Below are 13082 nucleotides of genomic sequence, written 5' to 3' on the forward strand. Positions count from 1 at the left end.
CCCGAAGGACACAAAACGATTACACCACTCCACAGGACTTGACCTATGCGCAAGGATGCGTCGAGGTGCGATCCCAGTCGTACCATGCCAGCAGAGATGTCGAGGCACATTCGTTCATGCTGCAATGCGGGCATCGGAGATGAAAAACAGCCCGTCGGGTAGTCATGGGCGTGCGGGAGCCCGCATCAGTAACCTGCCTCCTCGGTTGTCCCTTCTTTGCATGGTCGTCTACATAAAGGAGGAACCAGCCATGCAGATCAGCATGCTTGCCCTTCTTGGGTCACGGACCGGGGAGGCGAGGGCCTCCGTCGGGACCGCCCCGAGCAACCGGCATATCCAAGGAATGACAAGGCTCGATCGCTGTGCTGGTCAGGATGCCGAAGCGGGCCGTCCGCCAATCGGAATGCGGGTCAGGATGCTGCAACGTGATTCCAGCTGCAGGATACGGCTCCTTTGCGGTTGCCGCAAAACCTGCTGGCAACATTCTTACTATCCGAATGATGTACGCATCCCTTGGGATCGTTTCGCCTGACCAGGGCCATCTTCAGCGCCTCATCGGCTAGCTCGGCAGGCGCCTCTTCCACGCGTAATAGCCCTGGCGGGTCACCTATGCAACCAAAGATACAAAAGGAATCGAATGGCCAGAGAGGATTGCCCTTACCGATGCTCGATTCTTGACAGGCAAACTCAAGCCTCGTTAATATTACATGGTTTGCCAGACCGAATTAACAAAGGAGGGGTGTCGTGGTTGGTCTTTTCCGCACGTGGATGAGCGCCTAGAAAGCGGCGCTGTTGTGGCGTCGCGCTGTTTTTCTGCACGCCATTTCACGATTGGACATAACCATGATATTTGAAACCTCTCGGGGCAGGTCTGTTCTGCTGTGCCATTCATGGCAATTCAAGCTTTGTTTCGTATGGGGCGGGGAGCTCGTTTCGACATTGACGAGTTCGATTCTCCAAATGGGTCTTATTTGGCATCTCGCCCTCACGACAGGGTCGTCTTCTCTCCTCTCCTTAGCATCGCTGGCAGGCTTTCTGCCGATTGCTTTGTTCGGAATCCTTGCGGGCGCCGTTGTCGACAGACTGCCTTTGAAACGTGTCCTCATCGGCGCCGACCTCTTCATTGCCGCGGTGGGTGCCGCCTTGGCGATTGCCTCGTTGGCCGGCAGCTTACCTGCATGGCTAATTCTCATCGCCCTGTTTCTCCGTGCAGTTGGTACTTCGTTCTACACGCCAGCCTCCCAATCTCTCACGCCCCATCTCGCCCCGCCAGAGCATCTCGTTCGCCTATCGGGGGTGACTCAGGCGATTCAGTCCGGCGGATACATTCTTGGCGCCGCGCTTGCAGCAGTGATTTATCCCGTGGCGGGCATTACCGCTATGATTGTCCTCGACGTGCTGGGAGCGCTTTTCGCTTCTTTAGCCGTCCTCGCCGCACAGATAGACGCAGGGGGCCTCGATGAAGCCGACCGCAGCTTGTCCTTTTCCAATAAGGTTCGAGAGCTCTTCTCTGAGATTTCGGACGGCTACAAGCTGATTAGGGAGTACAGGGGGCTGTTCGCCCTTCTTTGGTGCGGGTTCGTCTTCGCTTTCGCGTTCTCTCCGCTCGCGGCATTGTTCCCAATAATGACCTTGGGGCATTTTGGCGGTAGCACGGGGGATGCCGCTTTGGTGGAAATCCTTTTTTCTGCAGGCATGCTGGCTGGGTCCGGCATTTTGGCGGCCACGGGAGGGTTCCGCAATAGGTCGTTCACCATGGTCGCCGCGATTGCCGGCTTCGGCATTGCCGCAATCGTATCCGGATCGCTCGGCCCGTCATTGTTCGCTGCTTTCCTGCCGGTGAGCTTTCTTATGGGCGCATGCTCCCCGTTGTACGCGGGAACCCAGACTGCCCTTATGCAGGAGCAGATACCTCCTGAGTACCTAGGCCGCGTTTTCGGCCTCTACGGAACCATCATGGCGTGGGCCATGCCCATGGGCCTCGCAGCCCCCTCCGTTTTTGCGGATCTGCTTGGAGCTCCGTTATGGTTCGTCGGCTCTGGAGCGACCATGGTACTGCTTGCGATGGCTATGCTGCTTGCTCCGAGCGTCCGAAACGCGGGGAAAAGAGATACCGGGCAGATTCAATAGCCCAAGTATTCGAAAAAAAGAGGCAGCAGCCATCGGTTCAAGCGTCAGCCTTCAAGCCCTTGCGACGACGAGGTATTGCACCGACATTCCGCATCGCGCTCCTTATTCGTCGCCAACTATCATTTTCGGATTTGCCGGCTTGCGCAAGGTCAAAACGCTCGCGCCGGCAATTGGGCAAAGGCGAAAAATCGACGTGAGCAATCTTTTTTGGCATGGCTGCGCTTCCAGTAAAACGCTAATACACAAAAGGCGGTTCAACCTATGGAACTCATAGTCAAAGCTAAAGACATCTTTTTGGAATATGCCGGCCGCGATATCCTAGATATCGAAGAGTTGGAAATCTACTCCTACGATCGCATCGGCTTGGTGGGAGACAATGGCGCAGGCAAAACCAGCCTGCTTAAAATTCTGAGCGGCAATCTTACCATTGCGGACGCCGACGTCAGGCGCTTCGGCAGCATTGCCCTCATCGGCCAACTCGATGAACTCGACCTTGATGCGGCTCAGGACAGTGGTGAGATGCTCTCCCGTCTCAACGTCGCCGGAGTGGCGCAGGAGACGATGAGCGGCGGGGAGGAAACACGCGCCAAGATTGCCTCTGCACTCTCCCAGCATGCAAGCGCGATCTTCGCCGACGAGCCTACGAGCCACCTCGACCAAGACGGCATCCGCCTTCTCGTCGGACAACTCAAGGCATTTGATGGGGCTCTGCTCATCGTGAGCCATGACCGTCATTTTCTCGACCAGGTGGTAGACAAGATCTGGGAGCTCAAAGACGGCGGTATTTCCGAATTCTGGGGTGACTACTCCGACTATCTGCGACAGAAAGAAGAAGAGCGCAAAGCTCAGGCGACTCGATACGAAGAGGCGATGCGCGAGCGCGATCGCCTCGAAGCCGCCATCGAAAAACAACGGAAAAAAGCACGGCAGGTCGACGCCAAGCGGAAGGCTGCGAAAAAAAGCAACGAGTATGCAGGTCGATTGGGGCATCAGAAAGCAACCGGCACCAAACAGAAGAGGATGTACCAGGCGGCTAAGGACATGGAGAAGCGCCTCGAAGCGCTCGAAGGGATTGAGGCCCCAGATAGCATTCGCGCCGTGCGGTTCCGCCAGAGCAAGGCCCTGGAACTGCATAGTAAATTTCCCATCTCGGCAGACGATTTCAGCTTGAGCTTCGGCAACTGCATGCTCTATGACCACGCGAAATTCGAGATACCGCTCGGTGCCAAAGTGGCCATCACCGGTGGCAACGGTACAGGAAAGACCAGCCTGCTGAAGGCAATCGCTCGACGCGCCGACGGTATCAACATCTCTCCCAAGGCAGAGATCGGTTACTTCGAGCAAACAGGCTACAAGTTCGACGCCCGTCAGTCTGCGATCTCGTTCATGCAGGATGGTTGCGAGTACAGCATGACCGAAATTCGAGGCATCCTCGCCTCTATGGGAATCGGACCGCGCGACCTGACAAAGGACGTTGGCGTTCTCTCGGGAGGCGAAGTCATCAAGCTGCTACTCGCGAAGATGCTGCTGGGCAGATACAACATCTTGCTCATGGACGAGCCTGGAAATTACCTGGACATCAAGAGCGCCGAAGCCCTCGAGCAGATGATGAGCGCCTATGCCGGAACGATAGTGTTCGTCTCCCACGATAAGAGGCTGGTCGAGAACGTCGCAGACATTGTCTACGAAATAAAGGACACCAAGCTAGTCAAAATCTTTCAGCGCGAATAGCCCTAAATGAGCAAGAAATAATCCCCGAACGGAGACAAGGGAGTAAAACGGCAAAGAAAGAGCCTCCGTCCCAACGCAGGGAACGGAGGCTCTTTAATCGCTTTTACTCATCTCCGTCGCTGGTGGCTTTGTCATGACTCTCGTACGAAACGAAACTCAGCGGCACAGTGCGGCACTCAAAATCGCAGGTCAGAACCCTATCGGCCTACTCCCACTCGATGGCTTCAGTTTTACTGTCCCGACATTCCAGTTGTCCTCAGTTTTCGATGCCGTCTCAAACCGAGTGCCGCCAAGTAACACTATGTCGTGTTTCATCGGCTTCGGGGACAAAAGCCGGGGCAATCTCAAAAACTCATTCCAAACTCGGGGCTTTGAGTTTTCGTTTTTGTCCCAAAGGGCACGGCGGACAGCCTTTAGAGGTTCGATATCGACGAAAACGCCCGCTTTGAAACTCAAGTGCCTTTTCGTGTGCGAGCCGCCAGCTGCAATAGGAAGTGAATCAACGCAGGCGCCTTTCAAGCAGTTTGCAAAACTGCAGGTTGCAGGCCTTCATTGCTAGTAGGGGAAATGAGTAGTCTCAGGTGGCTTGCCCATGAGTTAGCGAGCAGGTTGGGGCTTCGTTGTTGGCGCAATCACTTCGTGCACACTCGAAAGGTCTGTTTAACTTCAGACAGGGCGCCAGTGCCTACGCGCAGTGGCGCAGATGATGGGCAGCAAGAGACAAGCATCTGCTGCCGCCCATCAGAAAGCATCGTACAGGCCATACCACACGTCGGTGTAGATGAAGTCGGCGCCCTTGATGCACTCGGTTGTCGTCGGAGACCTTGCAGTTCTCCTCGCCGATGGCCATGAGGTCGCCCATCTCCTGCGAAGGCGGGCGAGCCGTAGCTCGCCCGACCTGGTACGTCTTACAGACCGTGCTTACCGAGAGCGGCCATGCGCTCATTGATGGTGGCGCGGTATGCCGCAGCCTTCTGCTCGTCGGGCTCGCTCTGGGGGCACAGAGTGGCCAGGATGGCGCGAATGGAGTGCTTGCGGTTCTCGGCCTCGACCCAGCACAGGGAGCGCTCGGGATCGTCCATGACCTCGTCGACGACTTCCTCGCCACGGTTGGCGGGCAGGCAGTGCATGAACATGCTGTTCGGACCGGCAACGTTCATCATATCCCAGGTCACCTGGTACTTCGGATAGAACACATCCATGTAGCTGGAGCTGGAGACTTCACCTTGATTATCAACTTTATCCGAACACCTCCCACATTCATCCGCACATGTGCGGATGAATGTGGGAACCCGATACCCTGAGGGCCGGATCGGCCGGCCCCGGGAGATCGGAGGACGGCATGTCCGGAAAGAAGAAGAGCGGCTCCGCAAGGGCGGTCCCGAGGGCCTACGGAAGGCTCACGAGGCACGAGCGGGACACGGTCCAGAGGATGCTGGAGCGCAGGGCGTCGTGCAGGGAGATCGCGAGGGAGCTGGGCAGGTCGCCCTCGACGGTGAGCGCCGAGGTGGCGTCGCACAGGTTCGTGACGGCGCCGAAGGCCGGGCGCGGCGAGCGCGTGGACGCCTCCGCCGACCTGTCGGCGGCCTGCCCGCGCCTGGCGGCGTGGCCGCGCTGCTGCAACGGGTGCGGCCGGTACCGCGCGATCGGCTGCAAGCGCCGCCCCCACGTCTTCTACGAGGCCCGGGCCGCGCAGCTGTGCGCCGACTCGGTCCTCGTCTCGTCCAGGCGCGGGATAGACGCCGACGAGCCCGCCGCGGCGGCCAGGCTGGAGGCGATAAGGGACTGCCTGCGCCGGGGGCTGTCGCCCGAGCAGATGGCGGCGCGCAACGGCGGCCCGGTGGACCTGTCGCCGTCGACCATCTACCGCTGGGTCTCGGCGGGCTACGACGGCATGACCAACATGGAGCTCAGGCGCAAGGTCGGCTACAGGCCGAGGAAGCGCGCCGCGGGCCGGGCGGCGACCCGCCACTCCGCCCGCAGGTCGCATGCCGCGTTCCTCGCCCTCGGGGAGGACGCGTGCGCCGCGGCCTGGGAGATGGACACCGTCGAGGGGGCCCGGGAGGACTCCGCCTGCCTGCTCACGCTGCTGCACCGCCCCAGCAGGCTCCAGCTCGCGCTGCCGCTGGAGGAGAAGACCGCCGGGTGCGTCGCGGACGCCCTGGAGGGCGTCCGGGCCATCCTCGGCGCCGACGGGACGCGCCGCGTGTTCCGCGCCGTCCTCACCGACAACGGCGCCGAGTTCTCCGACGAGGCGGCGATCGCGGCGCTGCTCGGCGAGGGGCCGGGCGAGACGAGGCTGTTCTACTGCGACCCCAGGCGCAGCGACCAGAAGGGCGCCTGCGAGCGCAACCACGTCGAGATCAGGAAGCTGCTGCCCAAGGGCGCCGGAATCAGGTTCGACCGGCTCGCCCCGGCCGACCTGGCGCTGGCCATGTCGCACGTGAACTCCGAGCCCCGCGGCGCGCTCGGCTTCGCGACGCCCGCGCGCGCCTTCAGGGCGATGCTCGGGGAGGACGCGGCGGCGCTGCTGGACGCCTACGGCGTGGAGGACGTGCCGCTCGGCGATCTCGACCTGACGCCGGGGCTCATCGAGAGGGCGCGCGCAGAGAGGGGCGATGCCCCGCTGGCCTAGCCTAGGAGAAAAACGGAATAGACGGACCGACCGTCCGGCTGAGTCTGGGAAGAGGTGCCGGGCGGCGGGCGGAGCATGGCCACCGGACCCATCGAAACACATCTCCACCATTCCTTCAACTGGGAAAATGCCGCCCCCGGGGCCCGGATAGGACCTCGGGGGCGTTCGGTTAACTGCGGGAGCGTGCCGTCAGCTCAATGTGTTCGGTTGGGATCGGAAATCAACCAGTGATCTTACTGAACATATGGCGCACCTTGTCCAGGCGGCTGTTTGGACGGCGGGGCTGGATGACTGGCTTGCCGACAGCGGCCTGATACCCTTTCAGTTCTGTAAGGCATACGCTCTGCCCGTTGGTGTAAAAGGCCAGATCAGTACGGTATGCCTGTATACAGCGGGCGGGAATCTCGCCAGTAAAGACAACTTCATCCTTTTTTACCTGGACCGTTTCGATGGTGGCACAGTATTTCGGTGCATCATGATAAGCCCTGGAAAGATATTCCCGGGGCGCATAGAGGGTGAAGGAGAGATAAGGTTCCAGCAGTTGCGTCCCTGATTCCTTCAATGCCTGTTCCAATACAATCGGGGCCAATGAGCGGAAGTCCGCCGGCGTGCTGACCGGACTGTAATAAAGCCCGTATTCAAAGCAAATCTTACAGTCCGTTACGTTCCAGCCGAACAAGCCCTGCTCCAGCCCGTAACGGATACCATCCCTGACAGCGTTTTGAAAACTCTGGTTCAAGTATCCCAGCGAAACCCGGCTCTCGTATTGTACACCGGAGCCAAGCGGGAGTGGTGTAACAGACAGTCCGATGGATGCCCAAAACGGGTTGGGCGGCACCTCGATATGGATGGTGTGGCTGGCTGCTTTGAGCGGCCGCTCCATATAAATGACGGTGGGTTCCTTTACCACTGTTTCAAGCTTGTATTTTTCCGACAGCAAAGCGGAAACAACCTCCAACTGCACCCGGCCCAAAAAAGAAAGAATGATCTCATGGGTGATGGAATCCACCTCGCAGCGCAAAAGCGGGTCAGTATCCGCAAGTTGCGTAAGAGCGTCCAGCAGCCGTTCTCTTTGCGCTGCCGTTTTCGGCGCAATCGACGTCCGCAGCATGGGGAGGGGGTCCTCACGCCACCTTTTACGAGGGAGCCGGGTTGGGTCCCCTAATACATCGTTTAACCTCACGCTGTCGCTGGGAAGGATAACAATTTCACCCTGATAAGCGGTGTCTGTCCGAACAATTTCCCCTTTGGATGGAATACGCATCTCTGTGATTTTCAGCTTTTCTCTCCCGGCCAGGGCCACCGTATCCCGCAGGCGCAGCGTTCCGCTGTATAGCCGCAGATAGACACGCCGCTGGCCGCAATCGGTGTACTCAACCTTGAAAACGCTGCCGCATAGGGTGGCGCTCCCCTGTTCCCCAATCGGTTGGAACAGTCCTGTCACCGCATCCATCAACGGTTGAATGCCAAGGCCCTTTTTGGCGCTGCCATGATAGACCGGAAACAGGGAGACTTCTTGAACCCGCCGCTGTTCCTCCCGCGCAAGTTTTTCCTGGCTGATTGGTTCTCCTGCGATATACTTTTCCAATAATGCATCGTTATTTTCGATGACCGCATCCCATGCTTCTATGTCGGTATTTTCCTCCAGGACTATTTCCGGGGACAGCGACACCGTCTGCTTGATGATAATATCGGCGGAGAGCTTATCCCGAACAGACTGAACCACGCTCTGCAAATCAACGCCAGCCTGGTCGATCTTGTTGATAAAGATAACGGTGGGAATGTTCATTTTCCGCAGGGCATGGAACAGAATACGGGTCTGGGCCTGCACGCCATCTTTAGCGGAGATCACCAAGATGGCCCCATCTAAAACAGCCAAAGAGCGGTACACCTCCGCCAAAAAATCCATGTGGCCGGGCGTATCCACAATGTTAACTTTACATCTGTGCCACTGGAAGGAAGTGACTGCCGCTTGAATGGTAATCCCACGCTGCCGCTCCAAAAACAAGGTGTCCGTCCTCGTTGTCCCTTTTTCGACGCTCCCCGGTTCTGAAATGGCTCCACTGGCATATAGCAGACTCTCCGTCAAGGTCGTCTTTCCAGCGTCTACATGGGCAAGAATCCCGATATTGATAATGTTCATGTCTATCCTCCATACAAGGCCCGAATGGGCGCAAAAATCCCCAGCGGCTAATACTTTTACCGCTGGGGATTATAAGTTGCGGACATACACATATACAGCATACACCTGTTTGTGATTGCTGTTTTTGGGGATATGTCAAAATTGATAAGGCAAAAGTATTCTTAAATTGGGTACAAAAAACTAAGCCCCTACAAAAGGAGCTATCATAATCCTTTGTTCCCACTATTTGATTATAGTTTTATTTAAGAATACCTTGCCGCATATTTTTTACTCCTTTTCTGGATTAAATCATTGTATCACATCAGTTTTAGGAAAGCAAGTACCTAAAAGGGCTCTTCGCATTTGAGGGTGTAGGTGTTGTGGGCGGGGTTGGGCGTGTCGTGGCCGGGTAGGGGTCGAGGTCTTCCGATGATGGAGATTGCTACACCGTCCATCTGAAAGACCTCGACATGGCCAATACTATCTTTGATCGCCCTGACCTGAGCGCGTTCACGCGCCTGGATGACCTGGGCCTGGAAGTGACGGGCCAGCGCATGTGGCCAGACCATGCAGTGTTGGCTTGCCGGATTGCTGGTGAGGACCGGTGGTGTCGACGCTGCGGATGCCAGGGCGAGTCGCGTGACACGGTGATCAGGCGCTTGGCGCACGAGCCTTACGGGTGGCGCCCCACGATCTTGCACGTGAGCGTGCGCCGCTACCGGTGCCAGGAGTGCGCCCATGTGTGGCGTCAAGATATGAGCCAAGCGGCCGATCCGCGCGCCAAGCTCTCGCGTGCGGCGGTGCGCTGGGCGCTCACTGGGCTGGTCGTTCATCATTTGACGGTGGCGCGTATCTCCCAGGCCCTCGGTGTGTCCTGGAATACCGCCAACACCGCTGTCCTGGGTGAAGGCCAGCGTCTACTGATCAATGATCCAACTCGGTTCGATGGCGTGCGTGTCATCGGGGTGGATGAACACGTGTGGCGCCACACCCCCTACGGAGACAAATACGTCACCGTTATCTTGGACTTGACACCCATCCGAGAACGCAGCGGCCCCTCCCGACTCTTGGACATGGTCCCGGGTCGCTCCAAGCAGGTCTTCAAAACCTGGCTGGCCTCCCGCCCCGACACGTGGCGAAGCCGCATCGAGATCGTCGCGATGGATGGATTCACCGGGTTCAAAAGCGCAGCCACTGAAGAACTCCCCGGCGCGAGGGCGGTCATGGACCCCTTCCACGTCGTGCACCTGGCTGGCAACGCCTTGGATGAGTGTCGCAGACGCATTCAGCAAGAACTCCACCACCGGCGCGGGCGTGCCACCGACCCCCTGTACAAGGCCCGCAGGATGTTACACACCCGCTCATGCCTGCTCACGCCACGCCAGCAGCACCAACTACTCAACCTGTTTTCCGGTGAGGAGCACGTCGCGCTCGAGGTCACTTGGAGCGCCTACCAGAACATCATCGACGCCTACCGCGCGCCCGACACGGACGCGGGTAAGGCCCTGATGGAAGCCGAAATCAACACCCTGACCTCCACGCGTGTACCGAGGGGTCTGACCGAGCTCATCACGCTGGGCAGGACACTCAAACGCCGAGCCGGGGACATCCTGGCTTACTTCGACCACCCCCACACCTCCAATGGCCCTACCGAAGCCATCAACGGACGCCTCGAACACCTACGCGGCTCCGCCCTCGGGTTCCGTAACCTCACCCACTACATCACCCGCTGCCTCCTCGAAACCGGCGGATTCAGACCCCAACTACACCCCCAATTATGAAGAGCCCGTTTTCTGTGGCACCGGTGATAGTAGTTCCTAGTTTTGCGGTGCGGCAGATGGTATCGACGATGACATTTCCGTTAGGCTGCACAGTAGGTCCTTAGTTTTGTACGGATGGATTAGATACCTTTTTCCTACAAAGCCAAGGACCCCAATATCTTGTGCCACGCCCGAACCCCCGGCGAACTAATCAATGCACTCTAAAACCGGAAGAGCCCTTTTAGTACTACTGGTGGATTTCGGTTTTGGTGGGGATTAACGCCGCCGGCTTCGGTTTTTCCGTTGAGGAGGTCGTTGACTACTTCCCGATGGTGAAATGGGTCGATGGTGAGGTAGAGAGGAACCAGTCACCTGGAAGAGATCGATCCAGTCGTTGGTGTGCAATCTGGGAGGTAGGGTCGCGGGGTCGATTCCTCGCGAGCGCAACCATGATTGTGTTTCTGAACGTGATGAAAACAACCCTGCCCTTCGGAGAATTTCCCCTATCCCGCGTCCCCGGGCAGTGAAAACGGTGTGCACCATCGCCTGAAAGGCTTTGCGCTGCTCTATCGGAATCTTCGGGTCACCCACCCGGCGGATCACTAAGATCCCCCCGTCAACGTTTGGCTGTGGCCGGAAAGCAGGCCTTGGTACCCGAGAACCCAGGTGAAATGTGAACCATGGGGACCACTGAGCCGTCATCATCGTGCTTGCGCCTACCCCGGCCCGGCGGCGAGCGACTTCCCACTGCATGAGGAGTACAGCGTCAGTCCATGCTGGCGCATGCAGCAACTTTCGAAGAATGGCAGTGGTGAGGTGAAAGGGAATGTTTCCCACAATGACGCAGGGAGTGGCGGGTAACCGGAAGTTAAGGAAATCATCATGGACCACTTCGACCGCCGCCGAGGAGGTTTCTTGTGTGATTTTGGCAGCTAGTTTTGCGTCCACTTCAACTGCCGTTATCGCCCTCCCCAAGTGGGCCATCGGGTGAGTGAGGGCACCGCTTCCTGGTCCGATCTCAATGATGGGGCCGGAGGTTTGTTTCACAAGGTCGATGATGGAGTTGATGATCTTGTGGTTGGTGAGAAAATTTTGGCCATGCTCGTGACGGCCGTGTCCGTATGCAGACATCAGGTGTGCTCCTTGGATTTGAAAGGGAGCCGGGCATGACAAATAGCCGCCCGGCTAAAGGACCGGAGCGGTTTTTAACCTACGGGGTAGGAAACCGCCTTAGCGGTTGGTGCGCAACCGCAAGAAAGCGGTACCTGAAATCAACATGGGTCTAATTATATCCATTAAAGGGTTAAGGGTCAAAATGTGTGTCTGGCTCGGCGTGTCGCGGGGGTTAGATTTGGCCTTTTTGAATGCCGATTGAGTGGGTGTAGTCGGTGTCGATAGCGTTGTCGTAGAGGGCTGGGCGTCCTGTTTCGTGGTCGGCTTGGTTCTCGGTTTGGGTCAGGGTGGATACTTTGGCGAGTTGGCCCTGGCCCCAGTCGGACTGCCTGGCGATTCGTACTGGATCGTCAGGCAGTTCCGTTTTTAAGTAGAGCCACCAATCCAGCATGCGGCGTTGTCGTTCGCCTGATCTGCCGCGGTGGGTTCTGGCGAGCAGTTTGAGCTGGGCGTTGATGCCGCCTTCTAAGCTGTTGGTGGTGGATTTGATCCGCTCGGGCGCAAGGACTCCTGCTGGCGGGTTGAGGTAGACAAACAGCATCTCGGACCGCCAAAGATGGTTGAGGCTGTTGTAGGCCTTGCGCACGTTGTGGTGGGTCCACACGCGGGTCCATGCACCTGTTTTGGGGTCTTTGATCATGGTTTTCTCGTTCATCCATTCCCGGTAGATCGTTGAAAACTCGTGCAGTTGCACACCCCACGCGGCGGCTTCATCCAGTGTGGTGATCCGGGTCAGTTTCAGCGCAAGTCGGTAGATGGTGCGCCCGGCATCGGTGCGTGGGTTGGTGGTGGTGTAGCGGCGGACCACGCGTTGGGCGTGGACGAGGCAGCGTTGAATTTTCGTAGTCGGCCAGCACTTTTTGATTGCGCTGTATGCGCCTTGGCCGCCGTCGATGACGGCGATGAGTGGGGCTTCGATGCGTTCAAGCAGCAGTTGGTAGTCGCGGGTGGTTTCGTGTTTGCACCAGTGCCAGGCGATCACGTGGTCGATGGTCGCCGCGACGATCAGGCAGCCACCGGCGGTGTAGGTGCCATCGAGAAATACCTGGTCGTAGATCCGCTTGTGGTGGCCGGCGGTGGGGTCAGGCACATCAACGAGCCAGCACCACTTGAAGCGCCGCTTCATGGTGGCGCGGCTAACACCGTTTCGTTTGGCTAGGTCGTCGAGTGATATTGCGGTGGTGCAATGCTCGATGAACTGGGTGAACACTGCCGCGTTGGTGATGTCGTTTCGACGTTTGACGCTGGAGGCGCCGCATTGTTTGCAGCGCCATCTGGTGGTGCCTTTGCTGGTGGTGCCGTTGCGTTTCATTTCACCGCCGCAGTGGCAGCGTGGTTGGTTCTTCGACATTGCGACACCACACCACGCCGCGCATAGCACATCACGGCTGCCACACCGAGGATTTCCCGTCGGGGGCTAGATATATGCTTCCGGAGCATATACTTTCCGGAAACCTACAGGTCAATCCGTGAAAATCCGCGATTCCGGACACACATTTTGACCCTTAACCCTGGGTATCGCCACCGGCCC

Annotated in this window: 9 protein-coding genes; 4 read left to right on the plus strand and 5 right to left on the minus strand. The window is 58.0% G+C overall.

Going from position 1 to position 13082, the window contains the following annotated elements:
• The first annotated feature begins 843 nt into the window (after positions 1 to 843).
• Positions 844 to 2130, plus strand: a complete 1287-nt coding sequence (locus tag AB8C10_RS09095) for an MFS transporter (protein ID WP_005987410.1) — start codon at positions 844 to 846, stop codon at positions 2128 to 2130.
• A 261-nt stretch (positions 2131 to 2391) separates the two neighbouring features.
• Positions 2392 to 3861 (plus strand): ribosomal protection-like ABC-F family protein, encoded by a 1470-nt coding sequence (gene abc-f / locus AB8C10_RS09100; protein ID WP_005987409.1) that lies wholly within the window; start codon positions 2392 to 2394, stop codon positions 3859 to 3861.
• 908 nt (positions 3862 to 4769) lie between these two features.
• Here abc-f and AB8C10_RS09105 read toward each other — a convergent pair.
• Positions 4770 to 5057: a hypothetical protein gene (locus AB8C10_RS09105; RefSeq protein WP_204371245.1), complete on the minus strand. Its 288-nt coding sequence runs from the start codon at positions 5055 to 5057 to the stop codon at positions 4770 to 4772.
• Between the two features lie 146 nt (positions 5058 to 5203).
• On the opposite strand from AB8C10_RS09105, the gene AB8C10_RS09110 reads away from it, so the two are divergent.
• Positions 5204 to 6496 carry an IS30 family transposase gene (locus tag AB8C10_RS09110; protein ID WP_368867543.1) on the plus strand — a complete coding sequence of 431 codons (1293 nt, stop codon included), beginning with the start codon at positions 5204 to 5206 and terminating at the stop codon, positions 6494 to 6496.
• Positions 6497 to 6716: 220 nt separating this feature from the next.
• On the opposite strand, the gene tet(W) is transcribed toward AB8C10_RS09110, so the two are convergent.
• Positions 6717 to 8639, minus strand: a complete 1923-nt coding sequence (tet(W), locus tag AB8C10_RS09115; protein WP_070824660.1) for a tetracycline resistance ribosomal protection protein Tet(W) — start codon at positions 8637 to 8639, stop codon at positions 6717 to 6719.
• A gap of 449 nt (positions 8640 to 9088) precedes the next feature.
• On the opposite strand from tet(W), the gene AB8C10_RS09120 reads away from it, so the two are divergent.
• Positions 9089 to 10399 (plus strand): ISL3 family transposase, encoded by a 1311-nt coding sequence (locus tag AB8C10_RS09120; protein WP_049353248.1) that lies wholly within the window; start codon positions 9089 to 9091, stop codon positions 10397 to 10399.
• Positions 10400 to 10654: 255 nt separating this feature from the next.
• Here AB8C10_RS09120 and erm read toward each other — a convergent pair whose 3' ends face one another.
• The 3 genes from erm to AB8C10_RS09135 form a co-directional block, all read right to left on the minus strand.
• Positions 10655 to 11509 (minus strand): 23S ribosomal RNA methyltransferase Erm, encoded by an 855-nt coding sequence (gene erm, locus AB8C10_RS09125; RefSeq protein WP_016459102.1) that lies wholly within the window; start codon positions 11507 to 11509, stop codon positions 10655 to 10657.
• A gap of 99 nt (positions 11510 to 11608) precedes the next feature.
• Positions 11609 to 11674: an erythromycin resistance leader peptide gene (locus AB8C10_RS09130; RefSeq protein WP_071569110.1), complete on the minus strand. Its 66-nt coding sequence runs from the start codon at positions 11672 to 11674 to the stop codon at positions 11609 to 11611.
• 49 nt (positions 11675 to 11723) lie between these two features.
• Positions 11724 to 12902: an IS256-like element IS1249 family transposase gene (locus AB8C10_RS09135; RefSeq protein ID WP_005323424.1), complete on the minus strand. Its 1179-nt coding sequence runs from the start codon at positions 12900 to 12902 to the stop codon at positions 11724 to 11726.
• Positions 12903 to 13082: the final 180 nt, after the last annotated feature.

The organism is Rothia mucilaginosa (assembly GCF_964210535.1).
In the GTDB taxonomy this organism is placed as follows: domain Bacteria; phylum Actinomycetota; class Actinomycetes; order Actinomycetales; family Micrococcaceae; genus Rothia; species Rothia mucilaginosa_F.

Bases quoted from the DNA above. Each gene is read 5' to 3' on its own strand.
- abc-f (WP_005987409.1), top strand. From the start codon at position 2,392: ATGGAACTCATAGTCAAAGCTAAAGACATCTTTTTGGAATATGCCGGC.
- erm (WP_016459102.1), bottom strand. From the start codon at position 11,509: ATGTCTGCATACGGACACGGCCGTCACGAGCATGGCCAAAATTTTCTC.
- AB8C10_RS09110 (WP_368867543.1), top strand. From the start codon at position 5,204: ATGTCCGGAAAGAAGAAGAGCGGCTCCGCAAGGGCGGTCCCGAGGGCC.
- AB8C10_RS09120 (WP_049353248.1), top strand. From the start codon at position 9,089: ATGGCCAATACTATCTTTGATCGCCCTGACCTGAGCGCGTTCACGCGC.
- AB8C10_RS09135 (WP_005323424.1), bottom strand. From the start codon at position 12,902: ATGTCGAAGAACCAACCACGCTGCCACTGCGGCGGTGAAATGAAACGC.
- AB8C10_RS09095 (WP_005987410.1), top strand. From the start codon at position 844: ATGATATTTGAAACCTCTCGGGGCAGGTCTGTTCTGCTGTGCCATTCA.